This is a genomic window from Haemophilus parainfluenzae (assembly GCF_014931395.1).
Taxonomy (GTDB): Bacteria; Pseudomonadota; Gammaproteobacteria; order Enterobacterales; family Pasteurellaceae; genus Haemophilus_D.
Genome location: NZ_CP063120.1, coordinates 1637457 through 1656197, shown reverse-complemented (window position 1 = coordinate 1656197; position 18741 = coordinate 1637457). Strand labels below are relative to the sequence as shown.

General features: G+C 40.9%; 26 protein-coding genes. All 26 read right to left on the bottom strand.

Annotated features, from left to right (window positions below; translation table 11 throughout):
* Positions 1–3: 3 nt before the first annotated feature.
* Entirely contained in the window at positions 4–369 is a 366-nt protein-coding gene (locus INP94_RS08400; RefSeq protein ID WP_197543311.1) for a contractile injection system sheath initiator, read from the bottom strand.
* Positions 366–1010 carry a Gp138 family membrane-puncturing spike protein gene (locus INP94_RS08395; protein ID WP_197543310.1) on the bottom strand — a complete coding sequence of 215 codons (645 nt, stop codon included), beginning with the start codon at positions 1008–1010 and terminating at the stop codon, positions 366–368. The genes INP94_RS08400 and INP94_RS08395 overlap by 4 nt, the downstream gene beginning before the upstream one ends.
* Positions 1011–1850 carry a phage protein gene (locus INP94_RS08390; RefSeq protein ID WP_197543309.1) on the bottom strand — a complete coding sequence of 280 codons (840 nt, stop codon included), beginning with the start codon at positions 1848–1850 and terminating at the stop codon, positions 1011–1013.
* A complete protein-coding gene (locus tag INP94_RS08385; RefSeq protein WP_197543308.1) occupies positions 1850–2152 on the bottom strand; it encodes a phage baseplate plug family protein in 303 nt (100 codons plus the stop codon). Before INP94_RS08385 ends, INP94_RS08390 begins: the two co-directional genes overlap by 1 nt.
* Entirely contained in the window at positions 2149–2961 is an 813-nt protein-coding gene (locus tag INP94_RS08380; protein WP_197543307.1) for a phage baseplate protein, read from the bottom strand. The genes INP94_RS08385 and INP94_RS08380 overlap by 4 nt, the downstream gene beginning before the upstream one ends.
* Positions 2962–2963: 2 nt before the next feature.
* Positions 2964–5357, bottom strand: coding sequence for a tail length tape measure protein (locus INP94_RS10825; RefSeq protein WP_232087395.1), 2394 nt, complete (start codon positions 5355–5357; stop codon positions 2964–2966).
* A gap of 156 nt (positions 5358–5513) precedes the next feature.
* Positions 5514–5921 (bottom strand): phage tail assembly chaperone, encoded by a 408-nt coding sequence (locus INP94_RS08370; RefSeq protein WP_197543306.1) that lies wholly within the window; start codon positions 5919–5921, stop codon positions 5514–5516.
* Positions 5921–6352 carry a phage structural protein gene (locus tag INP94_RS08365; protein ID WP_197543305.1) on the bottom strand — a complete coding sequence of 144 codons (432 nt, stop codon included), beginning with the start codon at positions 6350–6352 and terminating at the stop codon, positions 5921–5923. Before INP94_RS08365 ends, INP94_RS08370 begins: the two co-directional genes overlap by 1 nt.
* A 49-nt stretch (positions 6353–6401) precedes the next feature.
* Positions 6402–7910, bottom strand: coding sequence for a DUF3383 domain-containing protein (locus INP94_RS08360; protein WP_197543304.1), 1509 nt, complete (start codon positions 7908–7910; stop codon positions 6402–6404).
* A 5-nt stretch (positions 7911–7915) separates the two neighbouring features.
* Positions 7916–8419, bottom strand: a complete 504-nt coding sequence (locus INP94_RS08355) for a phage neck terminator protein (protein ID WP_232087394.1) — start codon at positions 8417–8419, stop codon at positions 7916–7918.
* Positions 8343–8714 carry a hypothetical protein gene (locus INP94_RS08350; protein ID WP_197543303.1) on the bottom strand — a complete coding sequence of 124 codons (372 nt, stop codon included), beginning with the start codon at positions 8712–8714 and terminating at the stop codon, positions 8343–8345. The genes INP94_RS08355 and INP94_RS08350 overlap by 77 nt, the downstream gene beginning before the upstream one ends.
* The gene (locus INP94_RS08345; RefSeq protein ID WP_197543302.1) at positions 8711–9157 is read right to left on the bottom strand and encodes an HK97-gp10 family putative phage morphogenesis protein; all 447 of its coding nucleotides are present in this window, start codon (positions 9155–9157) and stop codon (positions 8711–8713) included. Before INP94_RS08345 ends, INP94_RS08350 begins: the two co-directional genes overlap by 4 nt.
* Positions 9157–9513 carry a DUF4054 domain-containing protein gene (locus INP94_RS08340; RefSeq protein WP_197543301.1) on the bottom strand — a complete coding sequence of 119 codons (357 nt, stop codon included), beginning with the start codon at positions 9511–9513 and terminating at the stop codon, positions 9157–9159. The genes INP94_RS08345 and INP94_RS08340 overlap by 1 nt, the downstream gene beginning before the upstream one ends.
* Before the next feature lie 9 nt (positions 9514–9522).
* On the bottom strand, positions 9523–10437 hold the full coding sequence (locus INP94_RS08335) for a major capsid family protein (RefSeq protein ID WP_197543300.1): 915 nt from the start codon (positions 10435–10437) through the stop codon (positions 9523–9525).
* A 12-nt stretch (positions 10438–10449) separates the two neighbouring features.
* A complete protein-coding gene (locus INP94_RS08330; RefSeq protein WP_197543299.1) occupies positions 10450–10890 on the bottom strand; it encodes a structural cement protein Gp24 in 441 nt (146 codons plus the stop codon).
* Positions 10891–10902: 12 nt separating this feature from the next.
* The gene (locus INP94_RS08325; protein WP_197543298.1) at positions 10903–12003 is read right to left on the bottom strand and encodes a DUF2213 domain-containing protein; all 1101 of its coding nucleotides are present in this window, start codon (positions 12001–12003) and stop codon (positions 10903–10905) included.
* Between the two features lie 64 nt (positions 12004–12067).
* Positions 12068–12355: a hypothetical protein gene (locus INP94_RS08320; protein WP_197543297.1), complete on the bottom strand. Its 288-nt coding sequence runs from the start codon at positions 12353–12355 to the stop codon at positions 12068–12070.
* A 4-nt stretch (positions 12356–12359) separates the two neighbouring features.
* Positions 12360–13757, bottom strand: coding sequence for a phage minor head protein (locus INP94_RS08315; RefSeq protein ID WP_197543296.1), 1398 nt, complete (start codon positions 13755–13757; stop codon positions 12360–12362).
* Positions 13660–14991 (bottom strand): phage portal protein, encoded by a 1332-nt coding sequence (locus INP94_RS08310; RefSeq protein ID WP_197543295.1) that lies wholly within the window; start codon positions 14989–14991, stop codon positions 13660–13662. Before INP94_RS08310 ends, INP94_RS08315 begins: the two co-directional genes overlap by 98 nt.
* A 2-nt stretch (positions 14992–14993) precedes the next feature.
* Entirely contained in the window at positions 14994–16334 is a 1341-nt protein-coding gene (locus tag INP94_RS08305; RefSeq protein ID WP_197543294.1) for a PBSX family phage terminase large subunit, read from the bottom strand.
* Positions 16324–16824, bottom strand: a complete 501-nt coding sequence (locus INP94_RS08300; RefSeq protein WP_197543293.1) for a terminase small subunit — start codon at positions 16822–16824, stop codon at positions 16324–16326. Before INP94_RS08300 ends, INP94_RS08305 begins: the two co-directional genes overlap by 11 nt.
* A 13-nt stretch (positions 16825–16837) precedes the next feature.
* A complete protein-coding gene (locus INP94_RS08295; protein WP_197543292.1) occupies positions 16838–17227 on the bottom strand; it encodes a hypothetical protein in 390 nt (129 codons plus the stop codon).
* A 42-nt stretch (positions 17228–17269) separates the two neighbouring features.
* Complete coding sequence (lysC, locus tag INP94_RS10910; protein ID WP_420026413.1) at positions 17270–17491, bottom strand: Rz1-like lysis system protein LysC; 222 nt, start codon at positions 17489–17491, stop codon at positions 17270–17272.
* Positions 17466–17798: a DUF2570 family protein gene (locus INP94_RS08290; RefSeq protein WP_197543291.1), complete on the bottom strand. Its 333-nt coding sequence runs from the start codon at positions 17796–17798 to the stop codon at positions 17466–17468. The genes lysC and INP94_RS08290 overlap by 26 nt, the downstream gene beginning before the upstream one ends.
* On the bottom strand, positions 17765–18313 hold the full coding sequence (locus INP94_RS08285; protein WP_197544284.1) for a lysozyme: 549 nt from the start codon (positions 18311–18313) through the stop codon (positions 17765–17767). Before INP94_RS08285 ends, INP94_RS08290 begins: the two co-directional genes overlap by 34 nt.
* Entirely contained in the window at positions 18294–18545 is a 252-nt protein-coding gene (locus tag INP94_RS08280) for a phage holin family protein (protein ID WP_197543290.1), read from the bottom strand. The genes INP94_RS08285 and INP94_RS08280 overlap by 20 nt, the downstream gene beginning before the upstream one ends.
* Positions 18546–18741: the final 196 nt, after the last annotated feature.

Sequence of the window (18741 nt, the reverse complement as noted above, 5' to 3'; positions counted from 1 at the left end):
TGATTACTCCTGTGATTTGTAGCTTGCGGACTTTTCCTGCCCGTAAATGTCTTGGTATGTGATATAAACTTCCAGTCTCCTATTATCTGGATTCAGGATAGCCTCATAATCAGTTATCTTTACCACTCCATCAGTTTGCAATACATGGCGTTTTATTCTGATTTCCCAATCCGCTAAATTGACATTGCGCCCCATCTGCTCCAACCAAGGCAAGCCATGTTCTAAATCTAAGAACCAGTCATTAGTAAATGACCAGAGTCTAGTTTGAACGTTTTGAGCAATAGCCTCAGATTCGCTTGCGTAGTTTGAAAAGCCTTGCCCGAAAGTCCAATCGTGATTTTTATCCACTCGTCTAACTCTAACCGTCATTGTGGCGCTCCTGTCGTACCACCGCTATCTCCAGGGTGTTTGTGTGATTTACCTGATATTCCAGCCGCCTTAACATCGGTATCGCTCGAAATCACACCTGTTGAACTATGTTTGCCTTTCTGTGATGTGTCGCCTTGATGCTCAATGTTTCCTTTGATTTGGATTGTGCCATTCTTAATCCTAATATACGTTCCACCGTCAAGTGTCTGCATTGAAAGACCATCGTTAAAAAAGTTTTTAATAACTCTAGGAACTGAGCAGACGCCAGGTATAAACATTGCATCCGATAAGTCGTGCAACCTAAAGTCAAGAGGAGCTGATGCACTGCCATTTTGCCACCAGCCATCTATGCACCGCTCGGAAAATATTGCAATACCCTCATCACCCTCTTTTAATGGAAATGTAACAGCAAACCCACCACCTCTAGGAAAGCTAACTGGAACATCAACAAGAGCAGGAATATCAGCATCTTTGCCATCAGCTAATTTCATCTTAATCTGCGTTGCAAGCGTTACTGTTTGCTTGCTTGAGTCAAAACTCACCACCTTAGCAGGTAGCGCGGTGTGTAGATTTAATTGTGCTTGTTGAATTTGCTGGTCTGCTGCTGTTTCTGGTGTCGCTAGTGTTTGACTATAATTCATCTATTTACCACCTTTTCCACCATCTACTTTCTGAAATTTACCGCCCACGACCGTCATTTTGCTATGCCAGTCGCCACCCATGCCATCGCCAGAGTGTGCCAATTTAACAACTTTGTACTCACCATTAAAATATTCAATGATTGATTCAAGCTTGATTAATCCACCAATTTGTAGAGCCGGATTGAGCAGGCAAGTAATTTCTAACCCATCATCTGTTTGCTCTGGAGCGTTAATCATTCCTGTGTCTTGAGATATTAATACAGCGTCATCACTTAAAACCTTGTCCTTTGGAAGAAATACCAAAGAGCCATCTTGGATTGACCAATCAGCACCATTATTCCTAGCCACCCTGTTGAGTATCTCTCGACTATCACCATTTAAGACTCTGCCGCGTGGTAGTTGTCTCTTATTTGGTATGTCGATTGCTCCTGCTTGCACTTTCGGCATGGTCTTTTGTATTTCTTCAACGATTTGCTTATCTGTCGCACCAGCCTTGAGTGTCGTTTTTGCTCTTGACTGTGTATAAGCCACGTGTCCGTCAGAACATTCAAGCGTTAAAATAAAGTCCAATCCTTCTCGCTGAATTCTAACTTTGGTAATGTCGCCAGAATAAATCTGTCTCAACTCGTTATACCCAACAAATAAAGCCGCCTTTTTATACTCCTGACTTAACAATTTATTAATGTGATTTCGATTGAGATTCCATACTTGAATTTTTGCAGGGTTAGGTTTCTCATTGATTGTTTTATCAATTTCAAATGCGACCCGTAACTGCTCTATTGATATTGTTTCGCTATCATTGCTAATATCAAGCTTCCATTGACGACCAAACTGTTTCATTATTTTTCACCTATGTAAAGAAAGCACCTTGTACCTAGATCATCAATACCGAATGGGTCTAACTCAGCCCCGCTCTCATCTTCCAGGTAAAAGAAATAAGGTTGAGTTGAGCGCAATAGAATAGGCACTCCGCACGCCAACGCTTGACCTTGACAGATTTGTTTTTGAGTCACCGGTTCAAAAACATCCATTGCCCAGAACTCGCCTATGCTATTAAAACGTAGTGTTAAACGGATTTTTCGACCATTAAAATCAAATGTTTGCTCTTGATATGGTGATTGTGTAACTGGAATTAATCTCATTTTCTAACTCCTATTACATTGCCAAGGTGCGAGGTTTTCTTAGGCGTAGCCTTTACTGGTTGCGTCGTTCCTTGTTGAGTTTTGCTTGCCGACTGCTTTGCAGCTCTGCCGCTTTTTGTTTTTCCCGCTGTTGACGATCCATTGCTGCCAGATTTGTTACTATTACCTGAACTTGATGACTGCGTATTAATTACGAATATCTCTCTAGCGGTAATGGTAAATGTTGCACTGCCGTCTTGGGATTGGCTAACTGAGATTGATTCAATCAACATATCCTTGTATAGATGGATTCCTGTTTGAATTTCTATTGTTTCACCAGACTTCTGAGAGGCGAGTAAGTCTGCGTGGCATTTCTGAACTCGACTATCCCCGCCAATAGCGCCGCTAAGCAACTCCGGCACGGAAAAGTCAGGTAAAAATGGGGCTAACTTTCTAGCCCCGCCAAATGCGCCAGTAACGCTACCAAGTGCTGCCGCTCCTTGACTAATCAATCTTCCAGCTTTAGCAATAGTTTGCGCCGTCTTAGTCGCAACGTTTACCGGTAATGGGATGTTATTGAGAAAGTCAACCGCTCCACGGATATTACCAAGAAATGGAATGTTTCCGGCAAACGAGCTGTGATCGTGATCGACCACCACGCCATTTATCGTTACGCGTTTAGGCTGAATCACAGCATGGTCGGCTATTGCAGCGCCTGACTCAATCGGGTTTTCAGTGATTGATAGGTCTGATTGGTGATCTTCAATGGTGACAACATCGAGAGTAATTTTACCAATACTCCTATTTGATAATTGAGCAAAATTAGCCATGTTTAACCTATAACTGTGGATAGTTGATTGTTGATAGCTCTTGCCGATTGGTCTGCTACCGCCTTAGGATTATCTGTACCTTGAATGTGCTGCGTAATGGTTATTTTGTTATTGCTGTTCTTCTGACTGTTATCTGTATTTGTGGTTTGCGGGCCAACTCCAGATGATGCAGCCATAGATGCGCCAAGAACCATGCCGGACATTGAGGCGGCACTCTGAGCAAATCCAGCTGTGGAAGATACAACAGAACCAACATTCTCACCAATAGTCTGAACTCTTTGAGTAATTGGGATTTCTATCGGGTCAATTCCCGCTCCAAACTTATTAACAATAGAAATTAAGCTATTAATAAACTCAATAGCAGCTCTCTTGATGTTATCCCAAACACCAAGCACTATATCCCCCATCTTGGAGAACATTCGCTTAAACGCGCCTAACCAGTCACCTGTAGTCCAACCATAGACAATCCCATCCCATACCGCACCAAGCATTTTAAATAAGCCAATTACGGCAGAAATGGCTACCTCGAAAGAGGATGATAAGGTTGTTGCAACTATCGCAATAGCACCGGAAAGCCCCTCAATGGTTTGAGCGACAAAGTTAAATATACTCGCTAACGCACTACCAACAGATTCGCCATTATTGCCAAAGTCATCAACCGCACTTGTCGCGCCAAAGATTTGTTTTAATAATCGCGAGAAACTACCGTATATATTTTCAACAGCAGACCATACGATAGATAACACGCCTTTTAGTGGTTTGATAACGTCTAGCGCATCACTCCAACCATCAGCAAAACTCTTAACCCATACTTTCGCTTTATCAATCCAGGGCTTGATAGCTTTCCAACCGTCAGCGAAAGGTTTCCAAAAATCACCAAGAGCGGTTTCCCCGCCCTCAAGATACGTCATAAAGTCATCAATGAGCAGGAATAGAGCCGTAATAGCGCCAATGGTTAAAGTAATTGGGTTTGTCGCAAACGCTAATAACATTCTGCGACTAAGCCATAGCATTAACCCGCCAAGAGCGATAATCACAGACTTCCAGCCGATAGTGCTTTCAATAACGTTATTAATTGCACCAGCTACCTCAAACAAGAACGAGAGAACCTTGCTAAATCCGTTTAATATAGATTTAATAAAATCATTATTTTCAACGAACCACTTTGTAAATCCCTCAGCCAGCCTTTGAATTGACGGAGCTACTCGCAAAGATACATATTCGCCTATTGCGGTGAATACTTGCGAAACCTGTGTTAAGGCATCTTTGAAAGCCGCCGCGGTTTCAGCATTTTCAGCATTACCAACACCAAGTGTTAAAGCGTTTGCTAAAGCAATCTGCTCTGTTAGCTCGTCATTACCAAGCCGCAACATCTGAATCATTGAGCCATCAATACCAAGCTTAGAAAGCATTGCTATTTGCTCTTGATTGCTCATCTGTTGCATTTTTTCGGATATTTCACCGAATAGCTCGCTAGATGATTTTATTTCGCCATTGGCTTTTTTAGCGCTTAATCCGTACTGTTCAAAAGATTTAGCACCCCGACCAACTCCAGCGGCAGCCTCGCCAATTACACGAGATAGCCCCTCGATTGATGATTGTGCGGCTTGAGCAGATGAACCGTTTACTTCTGCAACCTTGCCTAACAGATAGATTTGGTCAGCCGATTCGCCAGTTACATTTGATAACTGCTTAATCTCGTCTAGCGCATCTAAATTCGCATCAACAAAGTTTTTCACACCAACGGTTGCAGCCAAGAAAGCCGCACCAAATGCGGCGGCTTTTAATGTTGCAGCGTTAATGCTAACCCCTAAGATATTGAACTTCTGGATTAAACCGTCTGCACCATACTTACTAGCCCATAAATCAATAAGATTCTCTGATAAATCACCGACCGAATCTGAGTTTTCATTTATGGCGGCTGTGTTAGCTGTAACTGCTTTGCTATCCGCTTCAACAGAGTTTTTTTTCTGCTCAATCGCAGCACCAAGTTTATTAATTACAGATTCGACTTGCTCGGCACTTAGTCCAGCCTCTTGTAATTCTCTTGTTAGCTCTGCACTATTATTAATGAAATCCTCACCAAATGCTGACAACATTTGATCGCTTTCTATTAGCTTTTGAACCCAAACGTCCAGTGATTCATCTTGAGAAAGATTTGCTGTTTCTTGTTGGAGCTGCTCGATAGATTGGAAGAATTCGGCAAATTCTGGCATTTCTCTAGCTTGAGCCGTTGCATCGCTTACAATATCCTCTATTGATTTTGCGAACGCACCTAAACTATCAACCGCACTTTCCGTACCATCATTGACGGAATTCAAGAATTGCTCAAACTCTCGCATCGCTTGGCTATCTGCATCAATACCAATCTTAATCAGTAATTCATCTAATAGCATTATTGCTTTGCTCCATTTGATTTAATTCCACTACCACCTCGTGGAAAGAAATAAGATCGGATATTGAATAAACCGATCTTAATTCGTTCAGCGTACACAGATTCTTGATGATTGGCGTAAATACAAACCAATCAACTCTGCTTTCCGCTTGATTCTCTACGCCTTGAGGTTGCCTTGAATATTGTTCAGCAATCCACCCCCACCGATAAAAAAATCAGCGAATTGATAGGTTAAACCCTCTTTCAAAACAGTGATTAGATGTCCGCGATGTTTATTAAAATGACTGTCGAAACGCTCTGACAGACGGTATTTTTGACCGTCTTGCTCGCAAGCTGTGTGACTTAATACGATATTCTCTAACTCTTTCACGCTTGAATCGCCCAAGTTAGCTAAAACGGTAGTTAACACGCCAACACCTAGCTTTTTGCTATCGCCCAACACAGATAAATCAACAGATTGGAGTAACTTCATTGCATTTTTTAACGCAGTCCACGCAGCCATAGCATTAGCCGGTGTCATTGTGTAAGTTACATCCTCGATCGCGAATTGCTTAACTTGTTCCATTATTCAACACCTTTTTCTAAGTTCATTGTCATTTGCTCAAAAACAATCGTCCACGTTGTCGCATTATGACCATTACCGCGCACATATTGAGCCGGAGTGGTGAAGTAGCCTTTTGTAGCTGTTACAACATCGTCATTAATCAAATCACGGATTGATAACGTGATAGGCATAAATGTTTTGATACTGCTCTTTTGTTGATTAAATAGTTTCGATAAGTAAGCGTTATCAGCGGAATGCTGCTTGATTTTAAGCGTTAACTTCCCTGAGTTATCTGGGTTTGCGATGTAGATACCTGTACCATTCGCACCGATAACCAACTGACCTGCATCAACTTGATTGACCGCACTAATCACGTCTGCACCGTCAGCCCAGTCGGAAATCTCTTTTCCGTCAAGTAACACTACCACTTGTTTTGGATCGAAAACTGCCATTTATATTCCCTCTTAAAAGAAAAGGCTGGATAATCCAGCCATATATTAATTATCGGTTGTAGTTTACAATCACATCGCTTGAATGGATTGCACCAGCTAATTTAACCGCTGTTTGAATTGGTGTCGCTCTACGTTGCTCACGGTCGCTATCTGAAAGCGTATCCATTGGAGCAGCCCAGATGTAATAACCTTTTTCTAGGTAATCATTGGTTTTTAGATTACCGAAGCTATCACCAGTCCATTTGCCAGGAGCAAACGCACCATTATTAACGCCCTCTAAGCAAACTTTTTCAACCGCAGAAATTAAGATTGCTTGACCTTTGTCGGTTAAAGGAATTTTAGTTGGTGATTTGTATAAACGAGCAAACACTTCTTTCTGCACTGCATCTTTGAACCAGTCAAGGATAACGATTTCATCTGCGAATTTACCACCGATTACCGTACCCTCTGCGAGCATGGCCGCATCGTCAAAGTAAGTGTAAACGTTAATACCTAGTCGTTTCGCTTTCGCAAACTCTGTCGCAGTTATTTCGTCTGCGGTGATTGTTGGTTGTTGTTTAAACTTAAGTGTAAGCGTTGAGTTGTTAGCAGCAAAGTTTACAGACAGCAAGCGAGACAACGCAGATGATGCAGGGTACATATCATTTTTGTCAAACACCGCTAAAGTGTGATCTAACTGAGCGTCATATAATTTTTTGAAAACGTTTGTACTTTCCCATTCAATTTGCTCTGGCTTGATAACGCTAACACCGAATAATTTGTCATTAGCTTGAGCGTATTTAGCCGCAGCCTCGATTTGCTCATCTGTTAATTGAGCGGCAAATGTGAACCCGTACCAGCTGTTTTCAACTTCTGCAACATTAAATAGAGCCTCTTCTACTTTCTCGGCTTTAACTTGAGTTTGAGCCTTGCCAATAACTCGTGTGGCTTGACCGTCCTCAAGTTTTAGCAATCCACCGATATAATCACCATTGCCTGCCTCATTGATGGCGTAAAAAATCTCGGTTTCTTTGCTTGCGCCAGATGTATTTGAGGTGATGATGAAACGATTTCCCACCTCGTCATAAGTAACGCTTGCCGCAACAGAAAGCTGTGTTAATTTAGTTTGAATGGCGTTTGCGATAGCGCTGAAATCAGCTAATTTTGAGAAGTTCAACCCCTCTAGTTTTTTGATTTCCGTTCCGACTGTAATAGCAAATTTACCATTTGTAACAGCCTTAAACGAACTTAAGCCGTCTGATAATGTAGCGCCTCGAAGTGCGTTACTTGTTGCGCTGATTGTGGTTTGGTCTTTTTGCCAGCGTGCAATAATTAACTGTTTCGCACGTGGGCTTTGAGCAAAGAACGGTAAAGCCGCTTTTGCTGTTTCTGAATTTGTACCAAAAAGGACTTCTACATCTTTTTGGCTATTTACATAAACATAGCGTGTAGTTGCATTATTAAATGCTTGTCCTGCTTCTGGTGTGAAGAGTGCAACCGTACCGAATGATTTGCGAGCCGCAGACTTCGGAACTGTGTTTAATTGCACGTTTACAATATTAGAGATTGATAATGCCATTTGGCTTATGCTCCTATATCTTGTGATTTGTTATTAGTCCGTTGCTCAACTCTCTCAATCGGATCTAACGGAGTGTCTACAATGTGATGATGGCTAAATATCACATCAAACTGCCCGCGCTCTTCATAGTCTGCCCCAACCGTAGCGGTTAGGTTGCGGACATCAGAAAAACGGATAACGCCCCAATGATTTGAATTAAGAAAGGAAAGAAACGCTGAACTTTGGAAAATAGCTTTTAATTTGTAGCTTTGAGCGAGTGAATTTCGACCGAAACAAGAAACGCTGACCGTGCTTTGCATTGACTGTCTAATACGCTCTCGTTTACCGTCAAATTCTCGTGTCGCCTGCCCGATTTCGTTGGTATTTAATACATCCATCGTAATGAACGCAGGCAGGGGATTTTCTGGCAACCAGCCACCGATTACAGCATCTTTAGGTAACTTCAAAGCCTCTTGAATCCACTTTCGCAGTTTGGCTATGTCGAATGCCGATATTGTTGTAGTATCCATAGTCTTTCCAATTACCCACTGTTTTGATTTTGTAAGTCTCACCAAGATAATCTACTAAATCACCTATCTTCAAAGGCTTAACTGTGTAGATTTTAATGCTTGGCAGGAACCGCTCACCCTCTGGCAAGAATTGAACATCGTTAGGCGATGTTGGCATCACTATTGCAGTGACCTTTTCTTCAATGTACTTCGCCTTATAGTCAATAGCTGAATGTTCGCCTTGTAGATGTTTTACGACTACCTTTTGGCTGAATTTGCTATTTAAAAAGCGAGGAAATTGATTAATTAAGCTCATTTGACGATACCCTTTACAGATTGACGCAGTTTACCTGTATCAATAAGCGGCTTACTTGATTTCTTGCGTTTAATTGTGCTTGGTGCGTTTGCAGTCCATTCACCGTTAACGATATTTTGCTGCACATCACCTTGAGCAATTAAAGCGATTTGTTCATAGATTTGCTCTATTGAAATACCACTTTCAAACAGCTTTACAAATAACGCCGTGTATTTCTCTTGATTTTCTGCCAATGTTTGACGGAGAAATGGACGAGATGGGATGTGTTCATTCCCAAACTCCAACACCGCAGCTAGAGAGGCTAGATTGAAGTTATCTGAACCCTCTACTTTCTCATTAAACTCAGCAGGAAAGCCAACATACACAGCCTTTTCGCTAGTTGCTTTTATTTGCTCGATAAGCTGTTTAAATTTCGCAAGATTACCTGTAACTTGAACAGTCATTAAGCCACCATCACACCTATCCCAACGAGTTTACGCAAGCGTAAATACTCTTGACCGTATGCAGTTAATTGATAATCTGCATCTGTGCCGGTGATTGTCGGTGTAGCATAGCCAACAGAAAGCTCCCCTGCCGACTCGCTCGCTACATTGCGATTCGCTCCACCGTTACCCTCTGTCGCCCAAAGAGAAAGACGGAGCAAATGAGCAGCTAATGCCAACACTCCACGCTCGAAAAGTCGCCCCCATCGTGCTTGGCTGATTTCTTGTTGTGCATCCAATAAAAAAAGGTCAATGCGGAAACCATCGACCTCTTTAAATTCTGGATAACGTTCACGAAAATCGTCTATTGTTGGCATTTATTCCTCCTAGTAATCTACATAAAGAGCAGATTCAGGCTCGATAAAGGTCACGCCACCGAATGCCATGCGTAAGCCTGATTCGTAAGCTAATAAACCTTTTTCTTTTGCTTCTAACACGGTTAGAGTCATCGGCACATCAAAGATTACGTGTTCTTTGCTGTTCACGTAAACAATCGCACGTGTTTTGCCATCTGTTACACGAGAACCGAAGTTAGACGGTAACGCTTTGATAGCAACTTCACGACCAGCCGCAGCAGATAAGCTCTTAGTTAAGAACTCTAACGCAGTTGTATCAGTGTTCGCACGTTGAGTTAAAGCAAGATGAGCTAAATCCATCGCATCAATAGCAAATGTATTTGGTGCTTCAATGCGTTTGGTTTTTTCTAAACCAGCCAAGAACATTTCTTTGAAGAATGCTACTGCTTTGTCGAAGTCCATAGCTTGAACTTTCGCACCTGCTGCCGCACCTTTTAAGGTGTGAACTGATACATCTTTAGAGTTTAATAAACCAGTTAGGCGGCCGTCTTTAGCGTGACCCAAGAACGCAACCTTTTGTAAAGTTTGTTGAGCGTTTTTGTTTAACGCCATGATTTTTGCTGTATCAAGGTTTAAACCTAATAATTTACCTTGCTCAAGCTCTGGTTTAGTCCATGTAACAGATTTAGCCCATGGCACAATGTAAGAACGTTTTGGAGTAAAGCCAACTTCTACTTGGTCTAAAGTGCTAGTGCCAGTAGTGATTAAGCCATCATCTAAAGAACCGTGTTCATCTGCGCCGTAGTGTAATTTTTCAGTGATGCCGACCGCAGTCTGCTGGTCAACATATACGAATTGTGGGAACACAATTTCAGGATATTTGGTTTCTGCGATTTCTTTGCTAACAGCAGTTAAACCGTTTTGTACATAAGTTAATAAAGACATCTATTTAGCCCCTTATGATTTAGAAATTAACGCTAATTGACCTTTAACATCAATTACGGTGTATGGAGTTTCGATTGCACTAGCTTCTGTTTCGCCTTGAATCGCACCAACTTTACCGTCACCACCTGCGGTTAATACGTAAACTTTTTTACCACGTGTAACAGTTTTACCAGTTGCAACATTTACCCATACCGCATCACCTGCTGCAATATGCATTACATCGCAAAGCTCACCGTCATTCCATTCATCACGGATAGTGCTTGCAAATACTACGCCGGCCAATACATCAGTTTTAGCCGCTAGCGCTTTCACGCCGCCGTCTGGATTTAATGCTACAAAATCACCAGCTTTTACTTTACCAGTTACTTTTTCCGCACTTGTTTTTGCACTCGCAAAGTTGCCTTTGCCTAATTCACCAGCTTTCGCTGGAGCTTGTTCGTAAGCGTAACCCATTATTCATTACCCCTATTGATTGTAAGTTTTGTTGAAGTCTAATTTAGGTGCGGTTTCAGTTTTCGCATCACCTAATAAGATATTGCCTAAAGATTTACGTTCGTCAGCTAATTTAGCAGTAACCGCTTTAGCGACTTGATACGCACCAGAGATTTCTGCATCTGATAATTTAGCTGCTGCGTCTTTATCAAAAATACCTTGAGCAACAATAACGCTCTCTTGAATTTCACGAACGCTTGCTTTATCTGCGAATTTCACATCTTTAAATACAGATTGTGCATCAGCTAACATTGCCGCTTGTGCTAATTCTGCATCACGTTTTGCCTGTGCATCTTTCAATGCTTGAATTTCTGCATCTTTGGCTTTAAGTTGTTTTTCAAACTCTTCTTTGTTCACTTCTTCTTCCTTTTTATCTTCGGGTTCAGATTGTTTTTCTTTTGGTTCAGTTGGTTTTTCAGCTTTTGGAGCTTTCTCACCCTCTTTACCGGTTTCTTCATCTTCTTCGATTTGTTTTTTCTGCTCATCGGACAATTTGATGCCGAATGCACCTAAAAACGCATCGAGGAATTTAGCGGTTTTTCCCATAACGGTCTTTTCCTTATCGGCAAGTTTTACAGTTTCACCGCAGCGACCCTTTGCCACAATCGCCACGTGGTTTCCGATCATCGGAGACATCTCAAAATCTGCATCCTTGACGCTTGACTGGATAATATTGCAGTCATAGCCACAAGATAGTTGCTCTACACCGTGTTCTTGTACGGTTTTAATAGCTTGCTCGTCATAAATCCAAGCTTCAGCAGTTAGCTCATCGCCTACACGCTTAACATTTCGCACTACGCCAACGGATAACTCTTTCCAGTTCTTAGCGTTTACGCCTTGTTCTGGGTGTCCGATTGTTAGTGTTGCGTTCTCAAAGCTCTTAATGGTCTCATCAGAAAATAACGATTTCTCTGTTCTCGCCACTTTCTTCACGCCATCGCCTTTTAATCCAAGCTCTGACTCTAGGTAGTCAAAAACACCGACTTTAGAAATTGTCGCAGGCACTACTAAAAAACCGTCTTTCGTAATAGTTCGCTGTGTTTTTGCTTGAGTTGTTTTATCTGTAAATTGCATTTATTTACCCCAATAAAAAACCCCGGAAGCGTTAACTTTCGGGGTTTGGTTTTAGAATAAGTTGTTATTTTGCTACGCGTTCTAAGTGTGCGATTTGTTCTTCAACAGTCAAATCATAATTATCCGTTACACGTCTATAAAACTCGATAGCATAAGGGTTAGTTCGTAAATCACGAATCATTCGAGCGGCATCTTCTTTCGATAGAGTTGAATTTTCTAACTCATTAGCTGCCGTTTTTGTTTCTTTCAATGATTTACCGATCTCTTTTTGCCATAACGAAAAATCGAGATACCCGCATTCCTTAGCAAGTTCTCTTTGTTTCTCAATGGGTAAATCTAAAACAGTTGCCATCTTATTAAATCTCTTGTAATTCAATGGTTGTAATCTTTCTCCAGAGCAAGCCTTTTTTGCTCACTCTAGTCACAATAAAACGACTTTTCGATTTAAATAATACCTCTTTCTCGTGAGGATATAAAGATAAATCAGCTATTTTTCGACCATTTTTCCCATTTATTATAAACTGCACTTTACCGCTAAATCCATTTACTTTTTCAAGCTCACTCGAACTTACAAAAAATGATTCAGTTACAATCGCACCTACCAAATATTTAGATAAATCTTTTTTAGATAATTTACCAATCGTGCGATAAGTCACGCCTTTAAAAGGTGGCATTTTGTTGAGTGCAGAGTTTAACAATGTTTCATAGCGAGATATTTTTGGTGTCAAATCACCATTTCTTAGTGATTTATTTAATTGCTTGTAGAAGCTGCCAGTATAACCAATGATTGCGAGAGATTCTTTTTTGCTTAATTTGTATCGATTAACCTGTTCAGTTGCTCTAACTAATTTATCATTAGCTAAATTGAAATCAGTTTTCCCAATAAGCTCTTCAATTATTTGAACATCTTTATCGTTTCGAACGTTTTCTTCTCTCACTCCATGACTAACAACATCATCAAGCACAGGAATCGCCACACATCGACAATTAAAATCATGTCCAGGGTTTCCGGTATCCGCAGGGGGATTGGCATATTCAAAAATCTGCCCCTCTTTATCAGCATGAGAATCACGCACACGCTCATCAAGCGATGTTGACCACATGTATTTTTTTATACCTACATCTTCATGTCTTGCTTGTGTTAATGCCGCATTGAGTTTTGAAGATTGGTCTCGAGCAATAAATATCGCTCTTTTCTCGGTCGTTTTACCGATATCTTTAATCTGTTGAACCAAGTCTTTATTCGGCTTTCCGTTTACTACCGCTTGAGTGACTGCATTTTGTACCTTGTCAAGGTATTGAGAACTAATAGACTTGATTAATTGAACATTAGCAGTGGTCATCGCATTAACTTTCTCAGCTATGCGTGGGCTATTGCCTAAATACGTACTTAAATCAATTCCAGTTTGATTTTTTAAATTCTTTGATACTTCTTGTTGGTTTTGGGCATTACCTCGATTAACAAAGCCATTAGCGATATTTTCAGCTTGCGAAGTGCGGTCTGATTTTTCGTACTTTTCCAATACTTTCATCAGCGCTTTTGCACTAATCGCCTGGAACCCTTTTGCGTCATCCATAAAAAAAGAGCCTTGCGGTTGTTGCATGGCTCTTTCTATATCATCGGTCATCGTTTTGACTAACTGCTTAAGCTGTTGTCTATACCAAAGTTCCGTTCTCTTGCTCATTTTCAGCGTTTTGAACTTCTTCGCTTTCGTCTTTTGGTTCTTCAAAATCTCTGGCAAGTTCATCAGCATTATTCATATCCTCAATGTCATCAGCCGAGATGTTGGCAAATAGTCCGCTTTCTCGTAATTCGTTAGCTACTTGCTGTTCTGTTACGATACCGTTCTGAATTAGTGTATTGGTTGCGGTTGCGAACGTGTTCAGCATATTGATTTGTTGTTCTTGTTTAACCACAGTTAAAGGCAAGAATTCAAACCACCAATCTTCAGGCTGTCCACCAAACAATTCACCACAAATTAAGCTATCAATAACTTCTAAGACCGGTCTTAATCTTGATTCTTGCAATCTGTGAATTGACTCGTGGTAGTTTTGAATATCCTCATCGCCACTAGCCAAACCAGAAACAGATTGACCGAATAGAATTGTAACTGGCATATCTGCCGCACCAGCCACTGCATTACGAAACTCAGTGATAAGGTCTTTTAATCCACCAAACGAGAGTTCTTTGCGGTCATATTCGTTATCTTTATCTAGCAATAAGCTGTTAGTCGATGATTTGATTGCCTGTACCGCACCGATTACATTTGCCACTTCATTCTCAAAGCCGCTAGCAATCTTGTCGGATAATCCATCAATCTTGAAGATGTCAATTTTACTTTCAAAAATCAGGTCACCAACGTTAGCGGAAGCAATATCAAAGCGTTTTAACGCATCAATAATTTTCTCTAAGTCTGAAATGCCCCAAATGCTACTATCGGATAGCGGAGCATCGTTAGCGTTCATAATCAATAATCTTGAATGATGAACGATTAGAGGTTTATCATCGCCACTGATTGAATAGGCTTTGTACTTACCGAAATTAGCATCGGTTATATTCGTTTCTCTTTCGCCTGTTGTGCTAATTTTCCACTTAGGAAGTATGATTAATCGTTTTAGCTTTTCAGTTGGTCTTAATGGTGCATTTAAGTTTGTTGCATCGGTAACAACCAGTAAACCAACCGAGCCATAAAGGCTTGACCACTGTAATGCCTTAGTTAGCGTTTCACGGAGCTTAATTCTTCGCTCGTATTTAGTGAAAGCATCTAATTGCTCTGAATCAAGGCCGTTAGAGAAAACATCTCGCCACGCTCTTGTCATATCTTCTGGGCGTTTGATACAGATTTTATTTGCGATCCAATTTTCACGCCATAAAGCCTCTAATTCATCTCGTTTTTCAGTAAGCATTGAATTAGCAGTATATTTTGCCTGTTCTTGCTTTAATCCAAGTTTTAACGCCAGAGATGCTATTCCGTCAAAAAATTTCATATCTATAAATCCAATAATGATTTTGGTTTTGTTGGTGCGTAACACATTACTAACGCATCAGCCATATTTGGTGACGGTATGCCACGTTTTCGCATATCCTTTTTACTTTCTACCTTAACTCGCCCATTGTTATCGTAATCCACCCTAGGACGAGATAATTCAGCCTTGAGATATTCCAGCTCTTTAATACTACTTGATAGGCTTATTAGTTCATCATCAGGATAAACATCGCCGTGCTTGATTGCTCGATAGGTTTTATAAAATCTATCTCTTAACGACCACCAAGATTGAGCTTTGATATTAGAGAACATATCTTGGTTTTTCTTGCCTTTGATATATTCACGCTCTGGATAAGCTACCGAGCCACCAGCATTAAAGCCCTCGACTTGAATAGTTTTAGGCAGTCGCTTGAAGTGAGCTTTTACACCAGCACCAACACCGATGCTGTCGAAAATAATTAAATCAGCACCGAAATTAACCGCACTTTGATTTGTTCGATTGGCTGAATCAATAACATCGCCATTTTTCCAAACATCAACATCAAGAACGACTGAGCCATGTACAAACGCATTTGCGTTACTATCAACGCCCTCATCTGCCACGTCAAAGCCGACTTTCTTCAAGCCTTTACCAGTGAAACCAAGTTTAATATGAGCATCTACCGCAGCATCAATCCATAAAGGCTTAATAATTGCCATATCTGAATCGGCTACTGGCTCACCCTCGTAAACGTGTCTGTAAAGCTCGTAGTCACGCTCTCGCATTTGCTCCATATCTTCCATTAGCTCTTTTGGAAAATACGGATTATCCTGCCAATTAACCAACACAGACGAGCATCTTTCTGGCGGATTAATTACAAAGCGCTGATAGGTATCGTCTAAAATGTTTTTAGGGTTAAAGCTGACAATAATTTGAGATTTATCTTCCCGAATAGTTGGAATTAATACATCCCAGCTTTCTTTTGATACGTTCTCACCCTCTTCAACCCAAACAACATCAATACCTGTCATTGATTTGATTGAAGTGATATTTGTTTTAAGCCCTGCGAATGTAAATCTTGAACCGTTTTGACCAATGATTTGAGTTTTCTGCACCTCAAAGAAGTTTTGAAGCTCTAATCTCTCTATTTGGTCGATTAACATCTGAATAACAGAATCAGATATAGACTTTTGAATCTCGCGGCAACAAAGCACACGTGTCGGATTGTGGTATGCTCTAATAATTAACGCTCTCGCTATATTAAAGCTCTTACCTGAACCACGACCGCCATAGAAGATGATGAAACGCCACATATCTTCAAATAATGCTCGGAACTTTGTCGGGAATTTAATATCAAGGCTCATCGCTAAATGTCACGTTGATTACTGTCGGCAAAGGTTTGTCGCCAGTGGTTACATCTAATTTATCTTTAAACATTCCCAAGTGTTTACCCAATAACTCCAAGGCTTTATTTACACTAGACGGTTCATAGACAAATTGAGCAACATCATCACCAACAAACTCACCATCTTCTGATTTTCTTGTTTGAGTGATAACTACCTGCTTAGTGCCAGATGACTTTTCAATGTTTTCAATCAACATACGAATAACATCATCTTGAGTTATCTGCACTCTGTTTGAGCGATTTGATTGAGCCTCGTCAATGGCACGCTTTATTTCAGGTTTCTTCAGGTTTTCTTCACCTATTGAATACGCTGTTTTTTCGCTATAACCAGCCCTAATTGCTGCTTGTGTTGCGTTAAGGTCTATTAGGTACTCTTCAATAAACCGCTTTTGCTTATCAGTTAATTTCACCACGCCTTTAGACGTGGATTTCTCTTTCACGTCTGACATAGGGAATCCTTACTTAAATATTAAAAACCGTCTTACCTTGCTCGTTGGTAACGTAGATGTGATCTTCTGCACCAATTAAGCTGTATGCAATCTCTTTCTCAATGCCTTGATTGCCGTACTCGTCATCTGGTATAAAATCCATCATCACACCAATGATTTTATCTGTTGGATTATTTCGAGCTGAGCAGTAGATTGACTCCTTGCGGATAACCTCTTTACACTCTTGGTCGGCGAACATTGGCTGGGTGTAGTAAATACCGTTAAGTTCGGTTGGGTTCTCTTTTAGCTTGTCAGCAAGTCTAAGCATCTCTTTGTACTCACGAGATGTCTCATCATAAAATGCAAAGCTATTGCTTTCTGTGATTGACGTTACACCGTCCTGGATGATTTTAATTGTTAGCATTTTGCGCTCCTGTTGTTTTTGTTGATAAAAAAAGACCGCACTTTATTTGGCGGTCTTAGTTTGATTAATCCACTTATTGATGTTTGTGATTTGACTGGCGCACATATCACGCTCACCTTGCACTATGATTAAATGCTCTACCGCCTCACCGTATGTGCTGCCAGTAAACGGAGTTTTAACGCAAGGCGTTAGAAATGCTTGAGGCGGATAAATGTATTCCGTCTTTGTTGTTACCTTGTTAGTGCAACCGCTCAGTAGCGTCATCATTAATACGAGCGCTATAACAAGGTTGGCTCTTAATGATTTTTCGAACCACTTGCACTTTGTCTTGTGTTGCTTGTTTGATTCCATCATTGATTACTCTCTGTTGCTCTACTGCTTGGCGCTCTACTTCAATCGTATCTTTCAAAGATTGATTGACTTGCTCTTGGTTTTTAATGGTTTGGGCTTGCACTTGGTTTTCGGCTCTTAGCTCATCTATATTCTTTGATTGGTGCCAAATCCAACCGCACAAGCCCAAAATGGTTAATGCGATGATTACGATTGAGTAGATTTTAAATCTGCTAAACATAACGCTCTTTCCTTTTCTCTACGCTTAACTAAGCCTTGCAGTTTTCGTCCGTCAGCATAGACCCAACGTAGAAGTTGATTACACCCAGCAACATAATTACCGTTCCGCATTAATCGAAACATTGTTGAATTTTTAAGATTACCGCATCCATTATTAAACGTGACAGATACCATAGCATCAAACACAGATTGTGGTAATGCTCTGCCGTTGGCGTATCTATCCACGCATGATTCGGCAAGTTTAATATCGTTTTTCCATCGGTATGCGATTTCTTCATTTGTGTATTTCTTGTTGGGCTCTATCTTTTGTCCAGAGTATTCTGTTGAGCCTACACCAACAGTCAATACATCAGCAGGGCATTTATATGGGGTAGCCATACAACCCTCTGCATTACCGATTATCTCTGCTCCAGCAGGGCTTAATCTTAGCTCTCCGCTAAATTGAGAGTACATAATCCCGATAACCGCAATAACGGAACAAGCACCAAGCGCTTTCCTAGTCTTCCCTAACACCATCATCAAGCCCCTGTTCTAGTCGTTTCATTCTCGCTCGATGCATTTCTTCCGCTCTGCGTTCTTCGTTTTCTCGAACCTTGCCCTCTTGGCATTTAGCGTACATATTAACGAGACCACTGATCAAACCAATAATCAAACCAAAAATAGCCAGCCATTCTTGGAATGAATACATTGCCCAGAATGCGCCAAAGCCAGACCAAAAAATACTTTGATTCCCTGCGTCTTTTAACATTCTCATACTCCACCTCGCTGTTTGTTTGCGGGGCAATAAAAAAAGCTCATGCGATAAACATGAGCTTGGTGTTTGGATAATAAAAAACCCCGACCGTTTCCGATCAGGGCTGTTTTTAAACTTATTTTGCGTTCGCTATGCGCTAAAACCGCAACTTATACCATATACTACAATTTTACTTGCAAGCTGTCAACAC

What these genes read in the sequence shown, in the direction of transcription:
- INP94_RS08380 (WP_197543307.1), bottom strand. Translation starts at nt 2,961, where the DNA reads ATGGCTAATTTTGCTCAATTATCAAATAGGAGTATTGGTAAAATTACT.
- INP94_RS08400 (WP_197543311.1), bottom strand. Translation starts at nt 369, where the DNA reads ATGACGGTTAGAGTTAGACGAGTGGATAAAAATCACGATTGGACTTTC.
- INP94_RS08290 (WP_197543291.1), bottom strand. Translation starts at nt 17,798, where the DNA reads ATGTTTAGCAGATTTAAAATCTACTCAATCGTAATCATCGCATTAACC.
- lysC (WP_420026413.1), bottom strand. Translation starts at nt 17,491, where the DNA reads ATGACGCTACTGAGCGGTTGCACTAACAAGGTAACAACAAAGACGGAA.
- INP94_RS08360 (WP_197543304.1), bottom strand. Translation starts at nt 7,910, where the DNA reads ATGGCATTATCAATCTCTAATATTGTAAACGTGCAATTAAACACAGTT.
- INP94_RS08315 (WP_197543296.1), bottom strand. Translation starts at nt 13,757, where the DNA reads ATGCTGATGAACTTGCCAGAGATTTTGAAGAACCAAAAGACGAAAGCG.
- INP94_RS08280 (WP_197543290.1), bottom strand. Translation starts at nt 18,545, where the DNA reads ATGTTAAAAGACGCAGGGAATCAAAGTATTTTTTGGTCTGGCTTTGGC.
- INP94_RS08300 (WP_197543293.1), bottom strand. Translation starts at nt 16,824, where the DNA reads ATGTCAGACGTGAAAGAGAAATCCACGTCTAAAGGCGTGGTGAAATTA.
- INP94_RS08310 (WP_197543295.1), bottom strand. Translation starts at nt 14,991, where the DNA reads ATGAAATTTTTTGACGGAATAGCATCTCTGGCGTTAAAACTTGGATTA.
- INP94_RS08305 (WP_197543294.1), bottom strand. Translation starts at nt 16,334, where the DNA reads ATGAGCCTTGATATTAAATTCCCGACAAAGTTCCGAGCATTATTTGAA.
- INP94_RS08370 (WP_197543306.1), bottom strand. Translation starts at nt 5,921, where the DNA reads ATGGAACAAGTTAAGCAATTCGCGATCGAGGATGTAACTTACACAATG.
- INP94_RS08365 (WP_197543305.1), bottom strand. Translation starts at nt 6,352, where the DNA reads ATGGCAGTTTTCGATCCAAAACAAGTGGTAGTGTTACTTGACGGAAAA.
- INP94_RS08390 (WP_197543309.1), bottom strand. Translation starts at nt 1,850, where the DNA reads ATGAAACAGTTTGGTCGTCAATGGAAGCTTGATATTAGCAATGATAGC.
- INP94_RS08395 (WP_197543310.1), bottom strand. Translation starts at nt 1,010, where the DNA reads ATGAATTATAGTCAAACACTAGCGACACCAGAAACAGCAGCAGACCAG.
- INP94_RS08385 (WP_197543308.1), bottom strand. Translation starts at nt 2,152, where the DNA reads ATGAGATTAATTCCAGTTACACAATCACCATATCAAGAGCAAACATTT.
- INP94_RS08335 (WP_197543300.1), bottom strand. Translation starts at nt 10,437, where the DNA reads ATGTCTTTATTAACTTATGTACAAAACGGTTTAACTGCTGTTAGCAAA.
- INP94_RS08330 (WP_197543299.1), bottom strand. Translation starts at nt 10,890, where the DNA reads ATGGGTTACGCTTACGAACAAGCTCCAGCGAAAGCTGGTGAATTAGGC.
- INP94_RS08285 (WP_197544284.1), bottom strand. Translation starts at nt 18,313, where the DNA reads ATGGTGTTAGGGAAGACTAGGAAAGCGCTTGGTGCTTGTTCCGTTATT.
- INP94_RS08350 (WP_197543303.1), bottom strand. Translation starts at nt 8,714, where the DNA reads ATGAGCTTAATTAATCAATTTCCTCGCTTTTTAAATAGCAAATTCAGC.
- INP94_RS08345 (WP_197543302.1), bottom strand. Translation starts at nt 9,157, where the DNA reads ATGACTGTTCAAGTTACAGGTAATCTTGCGAAATTTAAACAGCTTATC.
- INP94_RS08320 (WP_197543297.1), bottom strand. Translation starts at nt 12,355, where the DNA reads ATGGCAACTGTTTTAGATTTACCCATTGAGAAACAAAGAGAACTTGCT.
- INP94_RS08355 (WP_232087394.1), bottom strand. Translation starts at nt 8,419, where the DNA reads ATGGATACTACAACAATATCGGCATTCGACATAGCCAAACTGCGAAAG.
- INP94_RS08340 (WP_197543301.1), bottom strand. Translation starts at nt 9,513, where the DNA reads ATGCCAACAATAGACGATTTTCGTGAACGTTATCCAGAATTTAAAGAG.
- INP94_RS08295 (WP_197543292.1), bottom strand. Translation starts at nt 17,227, where the DNA reads ATGCTAACAATTAAAATCATCCAGGACGGTGTAACGTCAATCACAGAA.
- INP94_RS10825 (WP_232087395.1), bottom strand. Translation starts at nt 5,357, where the DNA reads ATGCTATTAGATGAATTACTGATTAAGATTGGTATTGATGCAGATAGC.
- INP94_RS08325 (WP_197543298.1), bottom strand. Translation starts at nt 12,003, where the DNA reads ATGCAATTTACAGATAAAACAACTCAAGCAAAAACACAGCGAACTATT.